Consider the following 25,619-nt stretch of genomic DNA (forward strand, 5'->3'; position numbering starts at 1 on the left):
GTGGTGAATTAACCATATCAGAAAGGGGGTCTTTTTTCATCACCTAATGGGTGATGAAGCAGATTACTTTAAAGACTATTAAATCAATGTTAGGAAAGACTATTAGTAAAACTATGAATTATTCAGGATACTAAATATTAACGGAAATTTATAATATATTTAGTATTAAATTAGACACTTTTAGTTATAATATGATTACTAGACTAATTTTGAGGTGATTTTTATTAAACGCTTTCTACTATTAACATCAATACTCGCGACTCTCATGCCTTATACAAATTCTTATACGCCAAACACGGCAGTACTTGCTCAAGATACTTCGTCAGTACAGGAAAGAAACAGAGTAGACGAGGACGAAACAGAAAAAGATAATGAAGATGACAGCCTGAAACCCGAAGATATTGAAGGTGCGGTCATTCATGAACCAGTTTTACCAACTGACTACGATGAAGAGGAAATCGAATCCTTGCCAGAAGATGGGACAGAAGCAGGCTATACTGAAGAAAGCCTAAACGTGAATGGTTATGAGTTTTCTTTTAAAGACATGCGAGGAAACGAAGGCTTCGGTGATCATTTTGATGAATTAAATGAAGTCTTGAATGAAAACCGATTGGCTTATGTAGGTCAAAATAATATCAATACATTTTTTGGTCATTATTATGATTTATCGGGTACAGGCGTTTTTAATCCATTAGCGGATCAAGGTCTGCTAGAGATTGGAACAGAAGTGGTCATTACAGATGAAGATGGTTTAAGTAAAGGTTATGAAATTACTCAAACGATTGAATTTCTACATGAAAATCAACAAAAGCAATTTTACGGTGATGATTATATGCCTGATTTAGCTTACTACGGTAATGGTGATGATATGGTATATATTCAATATTGTCGTTGGGATATTCAGACTGGCCTATTAATCACAAATATTGGCTACCGCATTTGGTAATATTGTCATAACCAATATCAGAGGAATGAATCATGTTTTATAACGTGATTGATTTCTTTTTGTAATTCATTATCAATGTGAGACATTGAAATATTTAATTTAAAGTAGGGATATAGATGCATGTACATGTCTTGACAATCACCTTTATAATTAATGATGCTTATTCTTTAAAAGATAAACGCCGCATCGTCAAAAGTATCATTCAAAAGAGTCAAGGTCGATTTAAAGTTTCAGCAGCAGAAGTTGCATTTCATGATATATTAAATCAAAGTGAACTTGCTTTCGGGATTGTTACAAGCGATGCAAAGTTAGGCAAGAAGCGTTTAGAAGATATATTTGCCTTTATAGAGAGTACTTATCCAATTATGGTTACTGAATATAATATTGCAGGAATGTAATTTTTTAGGAGGAAGAATATGGAATACAAAAAATATTTTACTTTATTACAAGATGAGATTGGTGCAGCTGTTTTTTCAACAGTGGACAATGAAGGATTGCCGCAAGCACGTTATATTAATGTAGGCGTAGGGAATGAAAAAGGAATCTTCTTCATGACATCCCCTAAAACTGACTTTTACCAGCAATTAGAAGCGAAACCTGAAGTATCAATTACGGGAATGGCTAAATCTGATAAAGGTATTGAAGTTATTCGAGTCAGTGGATCAATCCGAAAAGTTGGAAAAGAGCATTTAAAAGAAATTCTAAAGGATAATCCATATGTTAATGATGTGTATCCAGATGAAGCAGACCAACAATCTGTTCAAGCATTCCAATTATTTAAAGGACATGGTAAATATCAACATCTACAAAATAAAATCGCCGAACATTTTGAATTTGATGTAAAAGATTAGCTATTCAGGGCGTCACTTTTTAACGAGAGTGACGCCTTTAATATTATAAATTTATGTGGAATAATTAACTTGAATCCATCGACAAAATTCTGTATAGTTTCATAGGTGCGTCTAAGACAATTTTTAATATTTACTTGATAACACAATATATAGTGTTATAATTTGTAAATAGACACAACATGTTGTTGCATGGAATAAAGGAGAGGAGTCGATGGCGATTATAGTTGTTGGTGGAATGATTGGTGCTGGAAAGACAAGTGTAGCAAAATTAATTGGTAATGCACTTGGTTCAGATATTTTCTATGAAAATGTGGATGACAATGAAATACTTCCATTATTTTATACCGCATCAGAGGAAGAACAAGAATTAAAAAGATATTCATTTTTATTACAGTTAGAATTTTTAAGTAGCCGTTTTTATAGTATTAAGGAGGCACTTGTTCACCGTAATAACGTATTAGATCGTTCAATCTATGAAGATTGGTACTTCGCGAAAGTAAACAACGACTTAGGTCGTATTTCAAATCTTGAGTTTAGTATTTACGAAAAGCTTTTGACAAATATGCTTGAAGAATTGGATGAACTACCTAAAAAATCTCCCGATTTAATGATTTATTTAACAGGCTCATTCGATACAATCTTAAAGAGAATCGGCATTCGTGGTCGTGAATTTGAACAAGATATCAATTTAGTGAACTATTATGAAACACTTTGGAGTGGCTACGATGATTGGGTAGATAATCACTACCACGCATCACAAGTAATCAAAATTGATATTGATAAATACGATGTCGTTAATAACCCTGCTGATGCAGAAGTGGTTATTGAGCTAGTAAAAAATAAACTTGTTGAGATGGGTCAATTAGAACCTGCGACAAAATAAATACATAAAAAATCACCTTAAAGAGTTAATCTTTGAGGTGATTTCTTTGTTTAAGGATGAAGTATTAATCAAAAATTTTACCTGGATTTAATCGATTGTCAGGATCAAATGCCAATTTAATTTGTTTTAAGTAATGCAAATATTCGCTACTCATCACTTGTTTAAAGTATGGCTTTTTAACTAAACCAATACCATGTTCTGCAGAAGGTAAACCACCGACTTCAGAGACATAAGCATATAAATTCGTCAGTATTTCATGTTTTTTCTCTTGCCATTCATCTTGGGTTAAGTCGCCTCGTAAGATAGAAGAGTGAATATTACCATCTCCTGCATGCCCAAAACTAATGAAATTTAAACCACTATTTGCTTCGACTTCATGTGTATATTTGAAAAAATTCACAAATTCATTCACAGGAACGGAATAATCTAGAGGCTCTTGTTCAGAAATTGTTAGTATTCCTGCTAATATATTATCGCGTAAATCCCATGCAGTTAAACTATCTTCTTCAGAAAGCACTAAAAACTCAACTGCATTATGATCATGAGTAATTTTTTCTAATCGCTGAGCTTCTTCTTGAATGACCGCTTCTTGCATCCCATCAAAGGTCATTAATAAGTAGGCAACTCCTTTTTCACTTGGGAATGTTTTATTCAAGAGTTGTTCACTATATGCGATGGCACGACGTTCGAAAAACTCAACAGCCGTGATATCCAAACCATTCCGCAAGATAGAAAGTACTGATTCCGCCGCATCGTCTAAAGAAGGGAAGGCGGCGATATAGGATTGTTTAAACTTAGGTAAGGGAATCACTTTTAAGTAGACTTTAGTAATGATTCCTAAAGTTCCTTCCGAACCAATAAATAGATGATTTAAGTTATAACCTGAACTGTTCTTAATTGCTACACTACCTGTCTCAATAACGTCACTGTTAGCAAGGACGATTTCCATCTTACGAACGTATTCACGGGTTGTACCATATTTAACCGCGCGCATACCACCAGCATTTGTAGCTACATTACCACCGATCGAACCGTGTTTTGCTCCAGGATCAGGTGGGTAGAAATAGCCTTTGGACTCTACATATTGTTGGACGTCACCGTTTGTGACACCAGGTTCTACCACTAAAGTTAATGTATCTAAATCGAAGTCAATAATCTGAGTCATCCTGCTGAGATCGATGATTAACTCACCTCCGAACGCTGAAGTCGCTTCAGCTAAACCAGTATTAGCGCCATAAGTAATTATGGCTAAGTCATTTTGGTTGGCATATTTAACTAAGTCGACGACTTCTTGAGTATTTAATGGATATGCCACCGCATGAAGATTAACTTTTATACTGTGCTCATTCACCGAATAGGCTTCAGGAATGCGACTTCCTTGTAGAATGCGTGATGGCTCTGATATAATATTATCTAATTTCATAATTGCCTCCTTTGAAAAGCTTTTCAATACAATAAGAATAACAAATTAGTTAAATATTGTCATCAAAACTACAATGATAAACTTTATAGAAAGTTGGAAAAAATTGAAAATTATTGTAAGAAAAAGAATGATTGGAACCATTCCAGTATTTGAAGTTGTTGAAGATACCGACCAAAATAAACCATTACCAATCATCGTATATTATCATGGTTGGCAAATTAATAAGACATTAGTAATTACCCAAGGTCGCAAGTTAGCGGCTAAAGGCTTTCGCGTTGTGTTACCAGATGCGGAGAACCACGGTGAACGCATCCAAACGGTTTCAACGATACCTTCATTGACCTTTTTTAATAGTATTCATACAAATTTATTTGAATTTGGCTATATTATTGATTATTTCAAAAAACGACATTTAACCACTAATTTCATTGGTGTAGGTGGTTTGTCGATGGGTGGAATGACAACTTGCGCCTTAATGACACATAATCCAGAAATTAATGCTGCTGCTTGTATTATGGGAACGCCCGCATTAACTGATTATAGAAACATGATTCATCGTCATGCGACCAGTCGCAATATTTATTTGCCTCAGGACTATTTTTATCTAACATCTTGGATTCCTAAGTATGATCTATCCCGTCAACCCGAATTATTAGGCGACAGACCTTTCTTTATCTGGCATGGGGATGAAGATGAAAAAGTTCCTTTTAGCCAAACAAAGGCCTTTGTAGAAGAGAATCCAGAGCTGAATATGGAAGTTATCTTCGAACATACTGGTCACCTTGTACAAACACAGACGATGGATCGAATTTCTGACTTTTTTGAACGTAGCCATAATGACTATTTAGAAGGGTTACACAAATGACGCTTGATGAGTTATTACAACAGGCACTCAATTTGCCGGTTAAAAAAAGAAAAAGATTGCTACAGAGTAAACAAGTAACATGTGATGGAAAAATCGTTACAGATAGAATGCTTACGATTGATTCTGGCCTATTTGATATTAGAGTAAAAGGTAAGCGCATCGGTGAAAATCTAGGACATACTTATATCGCTTTGAACAAACCCAAGGGGGTCTTGAGTGCTAAAAAAGATTTGGAATTCACTACCGTTTTAGAATTATTAAAAGAACAAGACTTTGATGAGAGTTTATCAATTGTAGGTAGATTAGACCGCGATTCAACAGGTTTAGTCTTTCTCACAAACAATGGTCAACTTCATTATTTATTTGAACAAGCGCGTTTTGCTAAAGAAAAGCAATATCATGTCACAGTGAATGGCAAGATGGACCAGAAAATGGTGGAGGCATTTGAAAAAGGCTTGTTATTAGAAGGCGGAATTCAACTCAAACCAGCTGAATTACGCATCTTAAATCAATCGATGAGTGAAAGTACTGGGGTAGTTACTTTAACTGAGGGGAAAAGACATCAAATTAAACGTATGTTTTTACAATGTGGGGTTAAAGTCATAGGCTTACATCGCATCATGGTTGGTCCCATTTATTTGGACAAGACAACGCAAAGTGGTCAATACCGACATTTATATAAAGAAGAGTTACAAGAAGTAAAAGAAATGATGCAAGAATTAAAACGATCATAATTTGAATATTTATTTAGTACCTAATGAAAAAAATGAAATAAATTTACTGTGATAAAGTTATATTCTTCGTAAATTACGTGTAAAATGGTATGATTAAACCACATATGATTAGAGGTGAATAGTCATTGCAATTTTTTCAACCAATATTAGATAATTTTTTTAAATTTGATTTTTTAATTATTATTATAGCGATTGGTGCAGCGTTTCTTTATTACAAATGCTTAGAAAGCTGTAAGCAATTATTTAATATTTTAATCCCACGGGGAAATGTGGCTCTAGGTAAAGAAAATCAAAAAAGTATGAACAAACATTACGAGTTATATTTTGATTCAGATGGTGAGCAAGAAATTCTCCAAAAGCGTCAGAAAAGTAATAGTCTCTATGTATTATTTACAAACGTCTGTGCGATATTCCCCTTGATGGGTTTATTAGGAACAGTCATTTCATTAATACCGATGGTTGGTGAATTAGATACAAGTTTATTCTTTATGGCATTGACTTCAACATTTTGGGGGATTGTATTCGCCATTATCTTCAAAGCTTTAAACGGTTATTTACAAGCGAGGGTGGAGGAGAATAATGAATTAGTCCAAACATATTTATTAAGAAAAGATGCGATTGTCGAACGACATGCGCGTCGAAATGACGAGGCCCCTTACGATGAAATTTAAAGAAATGATTGTTGATTTAACTCCTTTGCTTGATGTGATATTAATATTATTATTTATGGTATTAGCGACACAGTCTCAATCAACAGCGGAGACGATTACAGAATTAGAAGAAGAGGTTACCCATTTAGAACAAACACAAATGCCTCAAACGTATTCAGAACAAATTTGGTATCAAACGTATCAACAATCGATTGGGAAAGTAAATATTGTCTTTCCATCCAGCTTGGATAATGATCCCATGTATTTAGTTTTGGAAGATGGATCGGAAGTTCAAAAACCTGAAACTCAAGACTTATATTCATGGCTTTCCTCTCAAATCGAGACAATTGAACAAGAAGTTATCATTGTTTCGTTTACTTATAATAATGAGGAAATATTATTAAGAGATTATCGAAATATTCTATCAGCAATAACACAAATAGATCAAAATTCGAATAGTACAGTTGTGTATCAGGAACAGTTAATCGATCAAAGTAATAAAATTGAATAAGGAGTGGTAATGATGGCTAGAAAAGACAATAAGAAAAAAAGTAAATTCGGTATTTGGGGTTGGCTTGTAGCAGCCTTAGTATTAGTAGGTGGAGGCTTCGGAGTCACGCAAGGTGGCTGGTTAGATGGTGGTTTAGGCGACGGAACCGAAACGACAGAGACTACGATAAATGAAACCAGCAGTGTTGGTGAAGGGAATGAGGAAGCGAAACACGTAAATATAACGATTTCTCAATCTGATATTTTTTGGGATAATGAAGCTGTGACAGAAGATGAAGTAGAATCACGTGTGAGCGATGAGGAAGACTCTACTACTTATACTGTGACAGATGATAATGCGATTAAAGCTACTTATGATTCAGTCATTGAAACTTTAACTGATTCTCAAGTTGATTTCCAAGAAGCTGAGGAACAATCTTAATATAACTAAAATATAGAGAAATCTAGATTCATCAGAATCTTGGCTCTCTATTTGTTTATTCGTTATAATGTCAATATAGAAAACGCTTTATAATCATAAAAATGAAAGAAATTTAACAATGAAATTACTTAGTTACAGTCATAAAGATTCAAGCCATGTAGGTTTACTTACACCAGATGGTGTTCTTTCACTTGATATCCTTAGTAAATACACGGATAAAGAGCCAAAAGGCTCACTCGAATCATTCATTGAGGAGAAACAATTTCCGTTAATTAAACAAATTATTGAAGAAAATAAAGCATCTTTCATTGAATCTGATTATTTAAAATACGAAGATTTACATATTTTACCGTCAGTAAGTCGACCTGAAAAAATTATTTGTGTCGGTTTAAACTATTTAGACCATGTCTCAGAAGGTCCAGACTTAGATGTACCTGAAGAACCGGTCTTATTTAGTAAATTTAACAACGCTCTTTTTGCGGATGGGGAAGTTATACCTAAACCCTTAGATGGCGAACAAATTGATTATGAATGTGATTTAGTTGTGATTATGGGAGAAACTGCCAAAGACGTGTCTGAAGAAGAAGCGTTGGATTATGTATTTGGTTATACGATTGGGAACGATTTGTCAGTACGAGACTTACAATTTAGATCAGGCCAATGGTTACTTGGTAAGACCCCAGACAAATTTTCGCCCATTGGCCCAGTAGTTGTGACGTCAGACAGTATAAATCCTAATCAATTAAATATTTCTACTACGCGCAATGGTAAAATCGTTCAACAATCAAATACAGATAAAATGATTTTTAACTGTGCTAAAATTATTTCTTATATATCAAAATATATGACGCTTAACCCGGTGATTTAATATTTACAGGGACACCCGAAGGTGTTATCTTAGGCTATGATGAAACAGAACAAGAGTGGTTAGACTCTGGTGACGAGATACAAATCACAATAGAAGGTATTGGAACACTTACGAATCGTATTAGTTAAGGAGTGATTAACTATGTGTGGGCAATATAGTTTTTTAGAGAATAAAAAAGCATTACTGGATCGTTATGAAGGTACAGAATTAGATGCGAACTTACCTGAAGATGAGAGAGAAGTGTACTATCCAAGTCAAAATAACCTCATTTTACTTCCAAATAATAAATTTTATGCGATTAAATGGGGATTTACGCCTAGTTTCGCTAAGAAACCTCTGATTAATGCACGTTTAGAATCAATATTGGAAAAGCAGACATTTATTGAACCTTTTAAACGTAAACGTTGTTTGATTCCGGCCACTTCGTTTTATGAATTTAAGGAAGTTGATTCACAAGAGAAGAAAGAGCGTTGGCAAATTGCCGTAACAGATTCAGATATCTTCTCAATTGCAGGGATTTGTGAGCGTTACGACAATGAAGATGGTTCAAGTACATTGACCTACTCGATGTTAACGAAAGATTCAGTGGGGCAAATGGCTGACATTCATCACAGAGTTCCCGTCATTTTAGATAAGAAAACAGAGAAGGAGTATTTGAATTTAAATACTGATCCAAATCAGCTCCAAGAAATACTTCTCACATTAACTATAGATTTAACCTTTAAACAAGTAACAAATTAAAAGCAAGCTTATGGACTGTTCTTAAACAGTTTATAAGCTTGCTTTTTTAAGAGTTAAATTAATTTACGTCATCAATAAAGAATGTTTCGATGGCAGTAACTTTAGAATCGATGTTTCCACGAGTTGCTTTTGAATAAGCGCAATCACCGTGCGCTTGGTCAGCGATTTCTTGCACTTCTGTTAACGATAAGCCTTCAATACCAACTTCGATATTAGCCACTAGTTTAAAACCGCCGAATTCAGGGTCAGTATTAAGTCCAATTTCAACGCCAACTTTTGACTCACCTTCTGCACCAAACGTCTTCTTGTGGCGTTCTAAAGCTGAATGGAAGCAAGCACTCCAACCTAAAGCGAATAACTGCTCGGGATTGACAGCTTCTCCTGGGCCACCCATTTCTTTAGGAATTGCAACATCCACTTCAAAACTACCATCTACTAAACGACTAATTCCATGACGTCCACCAGTATTCACTGCCATAGTCGTATAACGTCTTTTTTCTGTCATTAATTATCATCCTTCATAAGTTCTATATATATAGATTACCAATAATTATTTGGGATGCAACTTTTCTGTACTAATATAGTGTGATATCTCAATGTGTATGATTTTACAGTTAAGAGAGATATTGTTACAATTAATGTATTACAAGAAAGAAAGGGGTTTCACTATGATTAAATTAACTGCCTTTCCGGCGAAAGAGTTAGAAAAGGTTGATAAGTTATTCGTGACAATTGCTATGGAGTTGCATGCAACATCTGTCAGCTCTGATAAAGATCGTATTCAATTGAATAATCTTTTAGAAGAGGCTAAAAAGAGAGTTGAAGCAGAATGCGACAAAGAAGTTTCAAACAAGTTTCAAGAACAGATTGAAAGAGCGAAAGTCAATGACGTTGAGTTAGTAACTTATCGAGGAGGACTCGCATTATATATTACAGAAGACGAAGTCTACTATTACCACCTAGGTATTCCGGTTGCTAATTTAGTTAATGTAGGTAAAGCACCAAATTTAACACCACTGATTGAAAATTATCAGTACACGAACCAATATCATGTATTAATTCTAAATCGTGAGGATATTCGTTTATTCGAAGGGGATGCTACTTCTGTTAAAGAAATTGACTTTGAAGATGATGATGCACCAAGAACATTAAATGATGCTCTAGGTTCAGAATTAACTGGTGGAGGAGAACAAGGCTATCATGGTCATAATGATACAAGTCATGAAAAAGACATAGATCGTGAGAATTACTTCCGAGAAGTTGACAATTACATTCATGAAAATTATTCTTCAGCTCGTGACTTACCACTCATTTTATATGCTTTGTCAGAAAATCAAGCTGTATTTCGTGAATTATCAAAAAACCCATACTTAATTGATGGGCGAATTGAAGAGTCAGGTGCAAATGCGAATTTCAATACTGTTCAAGAAAAAGCATTGAACAAAAATATTGAAATTGTTAAAAAAGAACAAGAGACCATGTTCAGTCGCTTTAGAGAAACAGCACCTAAGTTTAGAGTTGATAATCAATTAGATGATTTATCCATGAGTGCTATAGAAGGGCGAATTGAAGAGTTATTAGTAAATAAAGGTTATAGTCAATCCGGGACAATCACTGATAATGGTAGTTTTGAAGAATCAGACAAAGACTTCTTAAAACAACTCATAACAAAAGTTGCAACTGCTAAAGGAAAGATTTATATTGTTCCAGACGATGATATGCCAGAAGGAATTAATGTCTCTGCAAGATTGCGCTATTAAACATTAGAATATTAAAAGTAAAAATCACACTCCATTAGGATTATTTCCTAATGGAGTGTGATTTTTTAAGAGATTAATTTTATTCAAATACGCCTTCTAACCAAGAATCCACTGTTTCACGATTCTCATTAATCCAGTTTTGTGCGGCTGTACGGTTATCCGTACCATTTTGCATTGCTAATGTCACACTTTCCATGTCATCGATTTTCCAAAAGAAACGATCAACAATTTCGTTAGCTTCAGGATGATCTTCCGCAAAGCCTAAGCGAGTGAAAGTATAAATATCTTCAGCTTCACCATATACGAAATCAGGATCTTCTAACATCTTAATATCATACTCTAAGAACATCCAGTGGGGAGTCCAAGCAACAAAGACAAATTCTTCTTCATTTTGAATTGCTCCATCTAGTGAAGCTAACATTGCTCCAGTAGATGGTGCTTCTAATTCCCAATCACTTATATTGTCATAATGGCTCATTGCTTCTTCTGTTTGAATCATGGCACCTGCACCAGGCTCGATACCAATAATGGTTTGTTCTGCTTGCGAATCTAAATCAGTAATCGAATCAACGTCCATATAACTTGGAACACCAATTCCTGAAGAAGCACCTTCTAAGTTTGGGCCTAAATCAACCATGTCGTCTTCATATTCTTCAATAATGGTCCCATGTGTTGTAGGTAACCAAGCAGCAGTCATAACATCTGATTCTCCAGTAGAGATAGATTCGAACATGATGGCATTATCAACCGATACAAGATTTACATTGTATCCAGCTTCTTCTAAAACTAAGGCTAAAACAGTTGAGGACGCAATTTCTGTATCCCAAGGGTTATGAACTATTTGGATAGTCTCTCCCGTTGAACGTGTTGCAAGTTCAGTATTGTTAACACTATATACAATTTCACCTACGAACAGAACAGCTAGAATTGCTCCGATTATTCTATGTATTGTTTTCTTATTCAAAAATATTCTCCTTTCCGTTCTTAGTCTACGCGACTTTTATTTGAGCTTTGTAAGATACGATCAATAACAATGGCTAGGACAACTAAAGCGAAACCTGAAACAAATCCAGCTCCAACTTGACCACGTTGTAATGCAGTTAATACGTTCGTACCAAGACCTGGTGCACCAATCATTGAAGCAGTTACAACCATTGAAAGTGCAAGAAGAACGGTTTGGTTTGTACCAGCCATAATCGTTGATTTGGCATTTGGTAATTCGACTTTATAAAGTTTTTGCCATCCCGTACTACCAAATGAATCAGCTGCTTCAACTAATTCTTCAGGAACTTGCCTAATACCTAAGTTAGTGAAACGAACAATAGGTGGTAGGGCGAAGATTACTGAAGCAAACACACCAGGCACCATCCCAATCCCAAAGAAAGAAACAGCTGGAATTAAGTAAACAAAGGCTGGCATTGTTTGCATAAAGTCTAGAATAGGTTGAATGATTTTTTCAGCAAGTGAGCTCTTAGCCATCAGAATACCTAAAGGTATACCAACGATAATTGAGATTAAACTTGCAACAATAATTAATGTTAGGGTATTCATCATATTACCCCATAAGTTCTGGTTGTGAATATATAATAACCCAATACCAGCGAAAATTGATAAGCCCATTTTTCTATTTGAAACGAAATAGGCAACTAACATCACAATTATGATAAAAGCAAGTGGTGGAATTAACATTAACATACGTGTCATCCATTCCATTGAACTTGTACCAACATTGTTTAATGAATCAAATAACACATTGAAATTGGCAGTTATCCAATCAATAAAGTTAGAAACCCATTCTGAGACAGGCAACTGTGGAAACATATCTAATAAACTACTCATGGTCTAATTCCTCCTTAGTAGAATCTTTAATTTCTGTATCATCCTCATTGTTTTTAATAACATCGTATTGAGTGTCAGTTGTCATGGCACCAATAACGTTACTACGGACGATAACACCTTCTAATTCACCTTTATTGCTTGTAACAGCAATTGGCGTTTCAGAATCATGAATTACATCGAATAAGTCATCAATTAAAGCACCAGATTCAACTTCTGGAACATCTGATTGAACAGCACCTGATATATCATCATGACCTTGGTGTAGTAATGATTCCACTTCTTCGCGGGTTACATATCCAATTAATTGCTCATCTTTATCTACAACAAGAATGTTACTCATGCCTTCATCTACCATAATACGTAGTGCTTCTGAAGGTGTCTCTAATTGAGTTGTAACAGCTGTTGGTTCTTCCATAATATGTTGCGCTGTATATATTTTAGTACGATCAATATCTTCTACGAAGCGTTTAACATAATCATTCGCAGGTTTTGATAAGATTTCTTCACCCGTACCAACTTGAACAACTTCACCATCTTTCATGATTGCAATACGATTACCAAGTCTTAATGACTCGTTTAAATCATGGGTAATAAAGATAATTGTTTTATTTAATGTTTTTTGCATTTCAATTAACTCATCTTGCATATCACGACGGATTAGCGGATCTAAAGCAGAAAAGGCTTCATCCATTAATAAAATATCTGGGTCGTTAGCAAGCGCTCTTGCAAGTCCAACACGTTGTTGCATTCCTCCAGATAACTGATCAGGGAATTGATCCTTATATGGAAGTAAGCCAGCGTTATCTAATGCTTGTTCCGCTTTTTCTTGACGTTCCGCTCTCGGTACGCCTTGTACTTCTAAACCATACTCAGTATTCTCTAGAATAGTACGGTGAGGGAAGAGACCAAAATTTTGAAACACCATACTAATTTTTTTACGACGGATATCTCGTAAATCATTTTTATTCATTTGTGATACATTTGCTTCATCAATATATACATTACCGTTTGTCGGTTCAATAAGACGATTTAACATACGAACAAGTGTAGATTTACCACTTCCTGATAAGCCCATAATAACGAAAATTTCTCCAGCTTTTACATCAAAAGTAGCTTGATTCACACCAAGTGTTGCACCTGTAGCTGCTAATATTTCTTCTTTAGTTTTTCCTTGATTCATTAAGTCTAATGCTTCTTTTTCATTGTCTCCGAAAATCTTTGTTAAGTTTTCGACTCTTAATTTACTCACTAATTTTACCTCTTTTCAATGTAATCTTTTTGTAATAATCTCGTTTTTCACAATAACATAGTTGATAAAGCAAGTAAAATCAGACGAAAAGATGAATATGCTTACTAAATTAGATTATCGCTTACAATCCATTAAGTTAGCCATTCTAATAATATGATAAGAATTCTCTCATTTTCACTTTTTGAACAGAAATCAAATAAAATTTTACAATTATTAAATAATTTATATTCATAGAAGCAAGTGATAATCCTTCTGTGATAATTTTTATCTTAATTTATATAGAAATATATTTGATATTCTGGCGGATATAATGCAAGGTAAATTTCGTGCGATTTAATAAGTGTAGCGTTATAATAAACTATAAGTATTAGAATAAATAAAACGATAGGAGATTCAAAATGGAAACAATAAAAATGCAACTTCAAGAAAATAAACCTTTTCCCAATAACAAACTGCCTGTCGTCCTATATAAGAAGGCATTGGATGAGATTTTTAAACAAAACGACTATTCTGGAGAGGCTGTTCTAAGTTTCCTAGAGAAACACGACTATTCAAATGGTTGGATAAATGGAATTCTGTCAGAACATCACTTTCATTCGATTGCCCATGAGGTGTTAGCATGTATTTCCGGATCAGCGAGGGTACAATTGGGAGGTCCTGAGTCAAAAATTATTACCTTTACTCAAGGGGATGTCGTATTCCTACCAGCCGGAACAGCGCATAAAAAGATGGATTCAACTGAAGACTTCATAATTGTAGGCGCATATCCGAATGGAGATTCATACGACATGCGTTATGGAGAAATAAGTGAGTATGATAAAGTAAAAGAGAACATTATACAAGTTCCCAAGCCGGAACTGGACCCTGTCACGGGACAATCGTTTTTAAAGGATTGATTTCGTATAAATGAAAGTGAGATGTATACTATGTACACAGCAAGCAAATCAGAAAATATCGAAGCCCTAATAGATGAAATTATGCCAGAAAGTCAAATAGATAAAAATTATATTTATGGTTAGACACAACCAGGTTTAATGGCGTCAATAATGTATAATAAGTTTCAATTTTTAGTAGCTTCAGATTATTACATTGTGTATTTTACTCCTGACAATCTACTATTTTTATCCGTTACAACTTTAGGAGACTTAAGTGGAGAGTATGCAATTATTCCAACCGAAGATATTGAATTTTTCAAAGCGAAAAAAGGATTAATTCAATATAAAATCACAATCAAATTTTATGGTGAACAGAAGAGCATGATTTTAAAGTGCAATAAGGCTATTCTCAATATGAAATGGCAAAAAGAAAACTTAAATCATTTGCTTGAGACAAATTGGAATGGCTTTGTAAAATAAATCTAAAATAAACGCATTAAACAGATTAATTGTTTAATGCGTCTTTTGTTATAGAGCATATTTACGTCTTAGGGCGGATGATTTTTATACTAAATTTGTTAAAATATAACTATACTAAAAATAAAAAAATCAATCTGTAATAAATGAGAGGATAGATTTGATGAATTTAAACACACAATTTTGGGGTGAAGTATTTTCAACAGGAGTTAAAAATATTTGGCTATTTGCAAAAGCAGAAGTAAAAGTCATTGGTATTGTAATATTACTACTCTTTCTAGGCTTTCGGGGAATTGGCTATGAACCTGGCTATGCTATTGCATTTGCGATTGGAATTAGTCTATTAGATTTAATTCCCATCGTCGGTGCGGGCATTGCATTCATACCTTGGGTAATTATTGAATGGATATTTGGTGATCCAAGTCAAGGGTGGTTATTACTCTTCCTATACATTGGAGTCGAAATTATCGAACAATTAATTGAACCATTTTTCTTAGGAAAAGACTTAGAGCTACCATTCTGGTTACCCGCAGTGATTATGATCTTATGTGCGGTTATATTTAATGTATTAGGGATTGTTGTTGCCTCAGTGTTAATACCATTTATAGCAGCGTATCGCCAAGTACGCAATAAATACCGTAGAGAAAATCATTTAAACAACTATTATGATTAAATACTAAAGGAGCGCAGAATATATCTGTGCTCCTTTTTTGAATATGAATGAGAAGAATATTAGCCTAAATGTACATACAATTGCGGGTGATTTTCACAAAGTGGCTTACGCGGTTTACAAATTTCTCTTCCAAAGTTTATCATCGCTTGATGAGCATGTCCCCATTGCTCTGGAGGTAATATCTCTGTCACTCGCTTTTCTATATCTTGAGCTGTCGCATCATTGTCAACAATATTGTGATGCTTACATATCCGTGTTACATGGGTATCAACCGCAAAAGCTGCTTCACCATAGGCGACACTTAAGATAATATTGGCAGACTTTGGACCAATACCGGTTAAGGATGTTAATTCTTTACGTGTCGTTGGAACTTCACCACCAAAGTTATCTAACAGCTGTTGGCTACTCATAAAAATATAGCGCGCTTTATTATGATATAAGCCTATCGTATTTATATACGTTTCAATCTCTTCAATACTCGATTCAACGACCGCTTCAGGCGAAGGGTAGCGTTCAAACAATTTGTCCTGAATTTTCTCAATAGAGGCATCCGTTGCTTGTGCACTTAGGATGACTACCATTAATAATTGAAAAGCATTCTCATAACGCATCGTCGGTCTAGCTTCTGGATATAAATTCATAATTTCATTGAGTACGATTTTAGCATCTGTTTTACTTAGCATCTTATCATTCCTACTATAAGTTTTAGTTATATTATAGTATATATTTAAATTATTTACAGGAAAGAATAGATTCCAAGCTTTACTTTTTAACAGTTTCTAACATATTCTTAAAAGCTTCGATCATAATTGAAGCATCCATTGAGCAAGTAACGGCATCAAAGCCATAATCTCTATAATATTTTGCCTGCTCAGTATTAGCCCCAAAGATAAAAGTAAATTTATTGTTATCACGACACGCTTTATAAATACGAGCTAAAGCTTCTTTAAAAATAGGGTGATCAAATTGAGCGGGAATACCTAAGGCAATCGTTAAATCAAAAGGACCAACAAAGATACCGTCAACACCATCGATCGCACAAATTTCTTCGATATTCTCTAAACATTCAGGTGTTTCACATTGTGGGATGACTAACGTTTCTTGATTACGCTCTTTAAAGTAGGCTGGTAAATCGGAAACTTTATCACTATAGCCAAAATCAGTGACACGAGATAGGAAAAATCCACGATTACCAATGGGTGCGTACTTCCCCCAATCAACCACTTGTTTAACTTCATCAACAGTTCGAATATTTGGAATAATTAACCCTTGAACACCAACATCTAATGGACGTAATACATTCGATCGACTAATATCTTTTATTCTCATTAAAGTAGACATATCACGTAATTCAGCTGTATGAACAATTTCCAGCAGTGATTCCGCAGTAAACGTACTGTGTTCAAAATCAACAATGAAGAAATCTAACCCCGCAATTCCTAAACATTCTACGATAGAAGTTCCAATCGTTTCAAAGAACGTGCCAACCACTTGTTCGCCTGCCTGCATTTTCTTTAATATCATATTTTCTTTCATAATTATCCCCCCTAAATTCTATGTTAACTGTATCATAAAGGTAATGGGAACGCATTCATCAAAACCGCATAGTGCAACAAACTGTATAATAGGGTATAAAGAATTGAAAATAAAACAACCCACTTCAATTGCATATATAAATAAGCAAAGAACTCTCGAATAAAAGCATTCGCATTGAATACCCATTTCTTACCTGATTCAGCACCATAGCTCACAGATTTTAAACCTAGTTTTTTAGCAATCAATTCAGCTCTAAACAAATGATACATTGTACTGATAATTGCAAATGAAGCATCTTCAGAGGCAAAGTGCTGACTTGAGAATAAAATGTTTTCATATGTATTTACAGATTGATCTTCAATAATAATATGATTTTTTGGGACACCTTGGCTTATTGCATAATTAGCCATAGCTAGTCCCTCTGGAATCATCTCATCATCACCTTGGCCACCAGACATAATTAATATTAAATCAGGGGCTTCTTTGTATACTTGAATTGCTTTATCAATCCGTTTGGCAAGTAAAGGCGTCACTTTTTCTTTATTCAATCCAGCGCCTAGAACGATGAGATAATCTACGCTTGGTTTCTCTTTACTAAATAAATTCATCAGAGCCGAAAGAAGATAGCTGTTAACGACTAGTATACCCAAACAAATACCACAAACAAAGTAACCAATTCCCCATGTAATTAAAGGGAGTTGAAGTATTTCGATAACATTAATTTCGTTCAGATACAATAGAAGAGAAATGATAATACCGACAAACAAACTAATTATTAAGCATTTGAACAATTTTCTATGTTTGCTTAAGAAACCTATAGTCAAAACCACAGGTATAATTAAGAATAGAATACCTAATATTATACCCATAATTAGCGCCAAATTATTAAAGTTAAAAATCAGAAACATAACAACACTTTGAATTGCGACTAAAATCATGACCAGACCTAAAAAAATAGTTCTAGGTTCATATTTATAAATAACAAAACAAAGTACGAATAAAAGAATAAAAACTAACAATGACATTGCCATTTGATCCTCCGGGTGCATTTATTATACGAATTCAAGAAATAATGGTAACATAATCATATCAAGTTTAGGAGGAAATATGTATGACACAATTAAAAGAAGTATTTACATTTTCAAACGGTTTAGAAATCCCTGCGATTGGATTGGGAACATGGCAAATGAGCCCAGAAGAAGCAGAACAAATGACAGCTTATGCGTTAAATAATGGCTATATACACATCGATACTGCCCGCACTTATGGAAATGAAGAGGGTGTCGGTAAAGGGATGAAAGCTTCAGGAGTGAACCGAGAAGACTTTTTCCTAACTACTAAAGTAAGTGCTTTTTCAAAAACTTATGATGAAGCTAAAAAAGACATTGAAGACTCATTAACGGCTTTAGATACTGAGTATCTTGATTTAGTGATCATTCATGCTCCTCGTCCTTGGGATAAAATGCATTCCGATGGACCCATTGAGAAATTATATTTTGAAGAGAATCTGCAAGTATGGAGAGCATTGGAAGAAGCATATGAAGCAGGTAAAGTAAAAGCCATTGGTGTTTCAAACTTTGAAATTGATGACTTAGTTAATCTGCTAGAGAATGTAAAAATCAAACCAATGTTAAATCAAATTAAATACCATATTGGTTTCCGCGATGAGCAATTAGTTCAATATTGCCAAGAAAATGACATTATTGTTGAAGCTTACTCTCCAATTGGAACAGGAAAATTATTAAATAATCCTGACATTCAAAAGATCGCTGATAAATACAATAAATCAACCGCTCAAATTGCGATTCGTTATTGTTACCAAAAAGGCTTAGTTGTATTACCAAAATCAGTCCATGAAGAATATGTGGATAATAACGCAGACCTTGATTTTGAAATTTTAGCCGGCGACATGGATTACTTAAATCGTTTAGTTATAAACTAGTACACATATAAAAACAGACTCCAGCAAAAACTGGAGTCTGTTTTTTTGTTATTCGCAACCAATGCCGTCATTGTCACGATCTAAATGTGAAGCGTATCCAGGTTCACCGCGATGAATTGGTGCTGCTCCAGCCTCTCGAACAGCTGTACAATTTTTATATGAGACATATTCTTCTGCCGGCGTTTCTGTAGCTACCTCAGCAAATCCAGCAGGTTCAACTTCTCCTTGACCTTCAGTCGCATCGGAATTGACCGGCTGATTCGAAGAAGAGCTGTTAGCAATCGCATTTCCAGTGAAGTATAAAGTAGTGCCAGGGTGTTCCTTGTTTACTGGGGCAGCCGTTGCTGTTTGTTCAATATATTCTCCATCATGCTGACCAGTTCCATAATCAAGCTGGACATTTTTCTGTCTATTTGGAATATAAATATTAAATTGCAAGGTTTCACCGTTATCATCAATGGAGAAACCTTCCATAAATGCACCTGAAGCAAGTAAGTTCCCATCTTCAAATAAAGGAGTCACACGGTAACGGACGGTAAGTAAGTCATTTTCGATGGTACTTGCGACAAAGTTCTCAAAAGGTAACATACCATCCATATTAAACCATCGTGTTCCGGTCATTAGATTTAATTCTGGGACACCTTCGCCAATCAATTGATGACCAATTAAGTGAGATCGATTATAAAGCCAACCGCCACTACCGATTTGCTTGTACTTCCCTTGATGCCAACCAGTAGGGTGGATGGCCGAGATATCAGTTCTTGACTCTTGCTCCGCAGGTAAAGTATCCACGGAAAGAACTGCATTAGCTGCACCCACTCGACCTAAGTCATCTAATTGACTAAATTCCACCCATGTTTTTGTTGCGGTAATATCTTTGTTAGTAAAGTAAGGGATATTATTATTAATCTCGACATAAGTTTCTCCTTCAGGCACATTTGGTGCACTTTTCGGCAATTCTGGTGTAATCGAGAAGCCACTGCTATCAATAAATTGTTCGTTAGCATCTGCGGACTTATGATCAACGGGAAATACAAGTAGCGTCAATATAAAGAATATTGACAGTTTATGAAATACATTCTTATTTATTTTCAAATTAAAATCTCCTAATCCAAAGTATATCCTTATTATATTAATAATTAATTTATTTACAAGGCCTTTATAATATTTAATTATACATATTCAATATATATTACCGATGTAATATTTTAAAACGATTAAATAAATAATAATTATATAAAATTTTATATAAACGGTTGATATTAATATTAGTTATATGTATAATAAAAGCATTCGATAGTGAATGTAATCACAATGTGATAATAAGTGATTTAAGGGGTGATATCATAAATATAGAAAGATTTATCGAAGTCCGAAAGCAAAGGGGCTTAGTTCAAAGTGAGCTAGCTGAAGGCATATGCACTCAGGCGACTTTAAGTCGGTTTGAAAACAACGGTCACGTACCGAGTTTAAAAATATTAATTAAATTATGTAATCGGTTAGAATTACCACTTAGTGAATTGTTTCCTAAAGTTGGAGTCAAGCATTCTAAGTTAAAAGAGTTAATGGAAGAAGCCGAATTCTCGCTCATCTTAAGTGAGTATGAGAAAGCAGGGAATTTGCTGGAAAACATCGATTTAACTCTGATTGATAACTCTGAATTAACAATGCGATATCATTATTTAAAGGCATTTGTGATGATCTATAATAAGCATTCTACTATTGATACGTTGTATGAATTAGATCAGATATTACTTGATAATCATATAAATCAACATGAATTATATAAATTATTGGCTTATACGGGCAGTGGGATTATCTTTAAGCAATTAGACGAGTTAGAAAAAGCGGAGTTTTACTTTGCGAAAGTCTTAGATCGGATTTATGATTTTCCGACCAATCATATGGAAGAAGTTTGGCGCGTGTTACACATCGTCTTTGAATGCAGTAAGTTCTACGCGCATATCGACGAGATAGATATTAGTAATGCTTTAGCTGAACATGCCATTTCTATTTGCTCAGATAACCATGTAACCTATTATCTAGCGAGGGCGGCGATTCAGTTAGCTAAAAATGCTATGACCGTAAAAGAATCTAAAGATACAATCTTAGCGTTAATTTATGACGCTCGGGCTTATTCAAAAATTAATCGAAATAAAATCGCATTAAAAGAACTTGATGAGATGGAAAAATATATAAAAAATGAATATTAATAAGAGGGGATATTTAAATGAAGAAATTATTAGGAATTGTTGGGACAAACTCAGATAATTCAACTAACCGTAAGTTATTACAATATATGGAAACACATTTTTCAGAAAAAGCTGAAATAGAATTAGTTGAGATTAAAGACTTACCCATGTTTGTCAAAGATAAAAGCATTGAATTACCAGAAAGTGTTAAAGAGTTATCAGATAAAGTTGAACAGGCTGACGGTGTAATCATTAGTACACCTGAATATGATCATTCTGTACCAGCTGCATTAATGAATGCTTTAAGTTGGTTATCATTTAAAACACATCCATTCGTTGATAAGCCAGTCATGGTTGTCGGTGCATCATATGGAACACTTGGTTCATCACGAGCTCAAATGCATGCCCGCCAAATATTAGACTCACCAGAATTAAAAGCTAGAATTATGCCAAGTTCAGAATACTTACTAGACCATTCATTACAAGCATTTGATGAACAAGGGCAATTAATTTCAAAAGAAAAAATTGAACTACTTGATGGCTTATTCTCAGATTTCTTAACTTTCGTTGAGATTACTGGGCAATTAATGGAAGCACATGCTGTTAATGTTAAAGAAGCAGATAACTACACTTGGGAAGACTAATAAAGGAGATAATATAGTATGAAATTAGTAGGAATCGTTGGATCAAATGCAGTAGGATCATATAACCGTTTATTATTACAATTTATCCAAAAGCATTTCAATAAATTAATTGAATTAGACATCGTTGAAATTGATAAAGTGCCATTATTTAACCAAAGTGATGACCAAACTCAATCACCTGTTATTCAAGATATTGCTAAAAGAATTGAAGCGTCTGACGGTGTGATTATCGCCACACCAGAACATAACCATACCATTCCAGCAGCTCTAAAAAGCTTAATTGAGTGGCTATCATTTAAAATTCATCCATTCGAAAATAAACCTGTCATGATTGTCGGTGCATCGTACTTCTCACAAGGATCTTCACGTGCTCAACTTTCCTTAAGACAAATCTTAGACTCACCAGGTGTCAATGCGATTGTACTACCGGGGAATGAGTTCTTATTAGGGAATGTAAAAGAAGCATTTGACGAAGAGAACAACTTAAAAGATCAAGGAACAATAAACTTCTTAGCATCTTGCTTAGAAAAATTCATCCGATTTATTAAAGTCGTTTCAGAATTAGAAGGTAAAGGGGGAGCAACTGAAGTGGTAAAACCAATCGAGGAAGATTTATTTGCTAATGGAAAGATTGACACAACAATTGAAGGTGTAGAGATGACGGCTCCAGACTGGGTAGAACAAGCAGCTGAAAAAGTAAACCCAGCGACAGGAAATGACTATGTCAAACTTAATAGAGGTATCCTAACAGTGAACCAAATTGATCAATTCTTAAGATCAATGCCAATGGAATTAACGTTTGCTGATAGTAACAACCAATTCTTATACTACAACAGCGTTCTACCACCAGAAGAAATGTTCGCCAAACGTTATCCAGAACAACCAGGAAACCCTCTTGGTGCATGTCACCCAGACCGTACACACAAAAATGTGAAATGGGTTATCTCACAATTACGTTCAGGAAAACAAGATATTGTCCGTGTTCACGTACCAACACATGGGCCAGATAAATTTGTGGTTCACAACTATCAAGCGATTCGTGATGATGAAGGTAATTACATGGGAATTAATGAATATATTATGGATATTAAACCAACAGTTGATTGGTACTTACAACAAACTGGTCAAGAATTAGTTGGAGGAAAAGATACAGTATCAGGCGCTTCACAAAGCGATAATAAACAAGCTGACACAGTTTCAGGTGCATCACAAAGTAATGCAGCAGAACCAGAAGTGGATACAGTATCAGGTGCATCTTCACATTAATATGATATAATTTAGTAAAAGTTCGGAGGTAAATCTTCGAACTTTTTTGGCTAAATAATGATTTAAGGGGTTTTAAATATGGAAAGTATTACTTTTAAAGCAATGGGTACGACGATTAATTTACAAATCGAACATGAATTTTCGCACTATTTGTTAAACGAAGCTAAAAAACGATTGTTAGATTACGAAAATCGTTTTAGCGCGAATGATGCGAACAGTTTATTGATGAAGGTCAATCAATTTGCTGGTATCGAAGCTGTTGCTGTAGACTCTGATATATTTGAACTCATTAAGATAGGTAAAGTCTATAGTGTAGATTTATCGAATACATTAAATATTGCGATTGGCCCCTTAATCAAACTATGGAAGATTGGTTTTTCTGATGCAAAAGTTCCATCTCAAGCCGAGATAGACGAACGCTTAACACTCATTGACCCTAATTTGATTCAGTTAAATGACGAGAAACAAAGTGTTTATTTTGAAAGAAAAGGGATGGAAATTGACTTAGGTGCATTAGCTAAAGGCTTTTTTGCTGATCAAATCAAACACTTCTTGAAAAAAGCAGGCGTTAAAAAGGGGATCATTGACTTAGGCGGTAATGTCTTATTACTGGGAAGTCATCCAACAAATCCAGACACGTTATGGCGAGTTGGGGTTCAAAATCCTTTCATGACAAGGAATAATTTAGTTGGATTATTGAAGGTTAAAGATAAATCGGTTGTTACTTCAGGTATTTATGAGCGAACATTTGTCTATAATGGCGAAGAATATCATCATATATTTGATAGTAAGACAGGATACCCAGTCAAAAATAATATCGCAAGTTTAACAATAGTCTCTAAAGAATCTTTAACAGGGGAACTCTATACAACGATGTATTATAAAGCCGAAGCGCATGATATTATAAGACAAATAAATCAAATACAAGATGTAGAAGCGGTTGTTATTACAAAAGACAGTGAAATTTTAATCACGCATGGATTAGTGAATGATTTTATAAAAGTAGACTAAGTATACAGCTCTTGCTCATCAAGCAGGAGCTGTTTTTGAATTTTGATATAGTTATGAATGCGAACATATTATTCTGAAGAGTGTTTAAACGTAATGATAACTAGCTATCATTTGATGAGTCAACTATACTTTAGATAAGATAATAATAAATGACCGTGGAGATGAATGAGATGACAATGAAGATGATTATGGATTTAGACACGGGTGTGGATGATGCTTTAGCTTTAGCGTATGCACTTAGTTTTGAAGAAGTAGAACTTATTAGCGTCACTACAAGTTTTGGTAATGTCACTTTAGAAAACGCAACAAAGAATACAATAAACTTACTTGATTTACTAGGTCATAGTCATATTCCAGTTTTTGAAGGTGCGAGTTCACCTTGGGGCGAGACGAGTTATGAACCTCAACCGCATCTACTTCGTATTCATGGAGAAAATGGTATCGGTAATGTTGACTTGGGTGAGCCACAAAGACAACCGAGTAAACAATGTGCTGTGGATTTTATTATTGAATCTGCTAATAAATTTGGGAAAGAATTAATATTATATACGGCTGGACCTATGAATAATTTGGCTGATGCGATAAAAAAAGATAAAGAAGCGATTGAAAAGATTGGAAAAATCGTGAGTATGGGAGGTGCACTGACAGTACCTGGGAATGTATCTCCATATGCTGAAGCAAATATTCATAGAGATCCAAAATCAGCTCAATATGTCTTCGACAGTGATATCCCAATGACTTTAGTTGGTCTCGATGTAACACTCAAGACGATGATTAAAGGAACTGATATATCTTCATGGCATCCAATAGGCACCACAGCAAGCGATGCAATGGTTGAATTGGCTAATTATTATTATACCAATGAATTTGATGATGCTGATATTGGTGGCGCTATGCATGATCCATTAGCTGTGGAGGTGGCATTGAACCCTTCAATCGTTACTCAATCAACGAAAATTAATCTTAAAGTAGAAACTAAAGGTGAAGCGAAGGGGAGAACTATTGGAAATCTAGATTTATTAAACCGGCAGTTTAAGTCTATGACAGTTTGTTTAGATGTAGATAGTGTACTTTTTACGCAGCGATTTATTGAAAGAATGCAACATGTTTTAAGTCACGGAGACTAAGTCATTGCAATATATACTTAGTCAGTTATAATGAAGCTTAATTAAATATGACAGTTCGTAACCATCCTGTCATTAAACAAAACTAGGGCTAATTTTAAGATAAAACTCTAGAGGTGTTATATAGACATCTCTTTTT

At 34.6% G+C, this 25,619-nt stretch carries 27 protein-coding genes and 2 pseudogenes; 21 read left to right on the forward strand and 8 right to left on the reverse strand.

What is annotated here, in order from left to right; genetic code table 11:
- Positions 1 to 214: 214 nt before the first annotated feature.
- The 4 genes from FEZ33_RS00005 (at position 215) to FEZ33_RS00020 (ending at position 2,680) form a co-directional block, all read left to right on the forward strand.
- Positions 215 to 946: a sortase family protein gene (locus FEZ33_RS00005; protein WP_138403331.1), complete on the forward strand. Its 732-nt coding sequence runs from the start codon at positions 215 to 217 to the stop codon at positions 944 to 946.
- A gap of 116 nt (positions 947 to 1,062) precedes the next feature.
- A complete protein-coding gene (locus tag FEZ33_RS00010; protein WP_138403332.1) occupies positions 1,063 to 1,344 on the forward strand; it encodes a DUF503 domain-containing protein in 282 nt (93 codons plus the stop codon).
- An 18-nt stretch (positions 1,345 to 1,362) separates the two neighbouring features.
- Positions 1,363 to 1,797: a pyridoxamine 5'-phosphate oxidase family protein gene (locus FEZ33_RS00015; RefSeq protein ID WP_138403333.1), complete on the forward strand. Its 435-nt coding sequence runs from the start codon at positions 1,363 to 1,365 to the stop codon at positions 1,795 to 1,797.
- 211 nt (positions 1,798 to 2,008) lie between these two features.
- On the forward strand, positions 2,009 to 2,680 hold the full coding sequence (locus FEZ33_RS00020; RefSeq protein ID WP_138403334.1) for a deoxynucleoside kinase: 672 nt from the start codon (positions 2,009 to 2,011) through the stop codon (positions 2,678 to 2,680).
- Between the two features lie 64 nt (positions 2,681 to 2,744).
- Here the strand turns inward: FEZ33_RS00020 and FEZ33_RS00025 are convergent, their stop codons facing one another.
- Complete coding sequence (locus tag FEZ33_RS00025) at positions 2,745 to 4,103, reverse strand: FAD-binding oxidoreductase (RefSeq protein ID WP_138403335.1); 1,359 nt, start codon at positions 4,101 to 4,103, stop codon at positions 2,745 to 2,747.
- Positions 4,104 to 4,206: 103 nt separating this feature from the next.
- Here FEZ33_RS00025 and FEZ33_RS00030 point away from each other — a divergent pair, with 103 nt between their 5' ends.
- The 7 genes and pseudogenes from FEZ33_RS00030 (at position 4,207) to FEZ33_RS00060 (ending at position 8,892) form a co-directional block, all read left to right on the forward strand.
- Positions 4,207 to 4,968: an alpha/beta fold hydrolase gene (locus tag FEZ33_RS00030; RefSeq protein WP_138403336.1), complete on the forward strand. Its 762-nt coding sequence runs from the start codon at positions 4,207 to 4,209 to the stop codon at positions 4,966 to 4,968.
- A complete protein-coding gene (locus FEZ33_RS00035; RefSeq protein ID WP_138403337.1) occupies positions 4,965 to 5,702 on the forward strand; it encodes a pseudouridine synthase in 738 nt (245 codons plus the stop codon). The genes FEZ33_RS00030 and FEZ33_RS00035 overlap by 4 nt, the downstream gene beginning before the upstream one ends.
- A 125-nt stretch (positions 5,703 to 5,827) precedes the next feature.
- Positions 5,828 to 6,373: a MotA/TolQ/ExbB proton channel family protein gene (locus FEZ33_RS00040; protein WP_138403338.1), complete on the forward strand. Its 546-nt coding sequence runs from the start codon at positions 5,828 to 5,830 to the stop codon at positions 6,371 to 6,373.
- Entirely contained in the window at positions 6,363 to 6,863 is a 501-nt protein-coding gene (locus FEZ33_RS00045) for a hypothetical protein (protein WP_138403339.1), read from the forward strand. The genes FEZ33_RS00040 and FEZ33_RS00045 overlap by 11 nt, the downstream gene beginning before the upstream one ends.
- A 12-nt stretch (positions 6,864 to 6,875) precedes the next feature.
- On the forward strand, positions 6,876 to 7,283 hold the full coding sequence (locus tag FEZ33_RS00050) for a hypothetical protein (RefSeq protein ID WP_138403340.1): 408 nt from the start codon (positions 6,876 to 6,878) through the stop codon (positions 7,281 to 7,283).
- A 118-nt stretch (positions 7,284 to 7,401) separates the two neighbouring features.
- Positions 7,402 to 8,279: pseudogene (locus FEZ33_RS00055) on the forward strand (fumarylacetoacetate hydrolase family protein).
- Positions 8,280 to 8,292: 13 nt separating this feature from the next.
- Positions 8,293 to 8,892 (forward strand): SOS response-associated peptidase, encoded by a 600-nt coding sequence (locus FEZ33_RS00060; protein WP_138403341.1) that lies wholly within the window; start codon positions 8,293 to 8,295, stop codon positions 8,890 to 8,892.
- A gap of 58 nt (positions 8,893 to 8,950) precedes the next feature.
- Here FEZ33_RS00060 and FEZ33_RS00065 read toward each other — a convergent pair whose 3' ends face one another.
- Positions 8,951 to 9,397 (reverse strand): Ohr family peroxiredoxin, encoded by a 447-nt coding sequence (locus FEZ33_RS00065; RefSeq protein WP_138403342.1) that lies wholly within the window; start codon positions 9,395 to 9,397, stop codon positions 8,951 to 8,953.
- Between the two features lie 163 nt (positions 9,398 to 9,560).
- Between FEZ33_RS00065 and FEZ33_RS00070 the strand changes: the two genes are divergently transcribed.
- Positions 9,561 to 10,652: a baeRF6 domain-containing protein gene (locus FEZ33_RS00070; RefSeq protein WP_138403343.1), complete on the forward strand. Its 1,092-nt coding sequence runs from the start codon at positions 9,561 to 9,563 to the stop codon at positions 10,650 to 10,652.
- Positions 10,653 to 10,731: 79 nt separating this feature from the next.
- On the opposite strand, the pseudogene FEZ33_RS12650 reads toward FEZ33_RS00070, so the two are convergent.
- Positions 10,732 to 12,491 (reverse strand): annotated as a pseudogene (locus tag FEZ33_RS12650) (ABC transporter permease/substrate binding protein).
- Positions 12,484 to 13,740, reverse strand: a complete 1,257-nt coding sequence (locus FEZ33_RS00085) for a quaternary amine ABC transporter ATP-binding protein (protein WP_138403346.1) — start codon at positions 13,738 to 13,740, stop codon at positions 12,484 to 12,486. Before FEZ33_RS00085 ends, FEZ33_RS12650 begins: the two are co-directional and overlap by 8 nt.
- A gap of 398 nt (positions 13,741 to 14,138) precedes the next feature.
- Between FEZ33_RS00085 and FEZ33_RS00090 the strand changes: the two genes are divergently transcribed.
- The 3 genes from FEZ33_RS00090 to FEZ33_RS00100 all read left to right on the forward strand — a co-directional run bounded on the left by FEZ33_RS00090 (position 14,139) and on the right by FEZ33_RS00100 (position 15,765).
- On the forward strand, positions 14,139 to 14,636 hold the full coding sequence (locus FEZ33_RS00090) for a cupin domain-containing protein (protein ID WP_138403347.1): 498 nt from the start codon (positions 14,139 to 14,141) through the stop codon (positions 14,634 to 14,636).
- Between the two features lie 150 nt (positions 14,637 to 14,786).
- Positions 14,787 to 15,095, forward strand: a complete 309-nt coding sequence (locus tag FEZ33_RS00095; RefSeq protein WP_138403348.1) for a hypothetical protein — start codon at positions 14,787 to 14,789, stop codon at positions 15,093 to 15,095.
- Positions 15,096 to 15,255: 160 nt separating this feature from the next.
- The gene (locus tag FEZ33_RS00100; RefSeq protein ID WP_138403349.1) at positions 15,256 to 15,765 is read left to right on the forward strand and encodes an AI-2E family transporter; all 510 of its coding nucleotides are present in this window, start codon (positions 15,256 to 15,258) and stop codon (positions 15,763 to 15,765) included.
- Positions 15,766 to 15,824: 59 nt separating this feature from the next.
- On the opposite strand, the gene nth is transcribed toward FEZ33_RS00100, so the two are convergent.
- The 3 genes from nth to FEZ33_RS00115 form a co-directional block, all read right to left on the reverse strand.
- On the reverse strand, positions 15,825 to 16,448 hold the full coding sequence (gene nth, locus FEZ33_RS00105; protein WP_138403350.1) for an endonuclease III: 624 nt from the start codon (positions 16,446 to 16,448) through the stop codon (positions 15,825 to 15,827).
- Positions 16,449 to 16,527: 79 nt separating this feature from the next.
- Positions 16,528 to 17,301 carry an HpcH/HpaI aldolase family protein gene (locus tag FEZ33_RS00110; protein WP_138403351.1) on the reverse strand — a complete coding sequence of 258 codons (774 nt, stop codon included), beginning with the start codon at positions 17,299 to 17,301 and terminating at the stop codon, positions 16,528 to 16,530.
- A 32-nt stretch (positions 17,302 to 17,333) separates the two neighbouring features.
- Positions 17,334 to 17,909, reverse strand: a complete 576-nt coding sequence (locus FEZ33_RS00115; protein ID WP_212746642.1) for a YdcF family protein — start codon at positions 17,907 to 17,909, stop codon at positions 17,334 to 17,336.
- 503 nt (positions 17,910 to 18,412) lie between these two features.
- Here FEZ33_RS00115 and FEZ33_RS00120 point away from each other — a divergent pair.
- On the forward strand, positions 18,413 to 19,243 hold the full coding sequence (locus FEZ33_RS00120) for an aldo/keto reductase (RefSeq protein WP_138403353.1): 831 nt from the start codon (positions 18,413 to 18,415) through the stop codon (positions 19,241 to 19,243).
- 48 nt (positions 19,244 to 19,291) lie between these two features.
- On the opposite strand, the gene FEZ33_RS00125 is transcribed toward FEZ33_RS00120, so the two are convergent.
- Positions 19,292 to 20,338 carry a DNA/RNA non-specific endonuclease gene (locus FEZ33_RS00125; protein ID WP_138403354.1) on the reverse strand — a complete coding sequence of 349 codons (1,047 nt, stop codon included), beginning with the start codon at positions 20,336 to 20,338 and terminating at the stop codon, positions 19,292 to 19,294.
- Between the two features lie 251 nt (positions 20,339 to 20,589).
- Between FEZ33_RS00125 and FEZ33_RS00130 the strand changes: the two genes are divergently transcribed.
- From FEZ33_RS00130 to FEZ33_RS00150, 5 genes are all read left to right on the forward strand, one after another.
- On the forward strand, positions 20,590 to 21,456 hold the full coding sequence (locus tag FEZ33_RS00130; RefSeq protein ID WP_138403508.1) for a helix-turn-helix domain-containing protein: 867 nt from the start codon (positions 20,590 to 20,592) through the stop codon (positions 21,454 to 21,456).
- Between the two features lie 17 nt (positions 21,457 to 21,473).
- Entirely contained in the window at positions 21,474 to 22,079 is a 606-nt protein-coding gene (locus FEZ33_RS00135; protein WP_138403355.1) for an NADPH-dependent FMN reductase, read from the forward strand.
- A gap of 18 nt (positions 22,080 to 22,097) precedes the next feature.
- Complete coding sequence (locus FEZ33_RS00140) at positions 22,098 to 23,345, forward strand: NAD(P)H-dependent oxidoreductase (RefSeq protein WP_138403356.1); 1,248 nt, start codon at positions 22,098 to 22,100, stop codon at positions 23,343 to 23,345.
- A 78-nt stretch (positions 23,346 to 23,423) separates the two neighbouring features.
- A complete protein-coding gene (locus FEZ33_RS00145) occupies positions 23,424 to 24,356 on the forward strand; it encodes an FAD:protein FMN transferase (protein ID WP_235888729.1) in 933 nt (310 codons plus the stop codon).
- A gap of 170 nt (positions 24,357 to 24,526) precedes the next feature.
- Positions 24,527 to 25,483: a nucleoside hydrolase gene (locus FEZ33_RS00150; protein WP_171031209.1), complete on the forward strand. Its 957-nt coding sequence runs from the start codon at positions 24,527 to 24,529 to the stop codon at positions 25,481 to 25,483.
- The last annotated feature ends 136 nt before the right edge of the window (positions 25,484 to 25,619 follow it).

This window comes from Ruoffia tabacinasalis (assembly GCF_005864045.1).
GTDB lineage: Bacteria > Bacillota > Bacilli > Lactobacillales > Aerococcaceae > Ruoffia > Ruoffia tabacinasalis.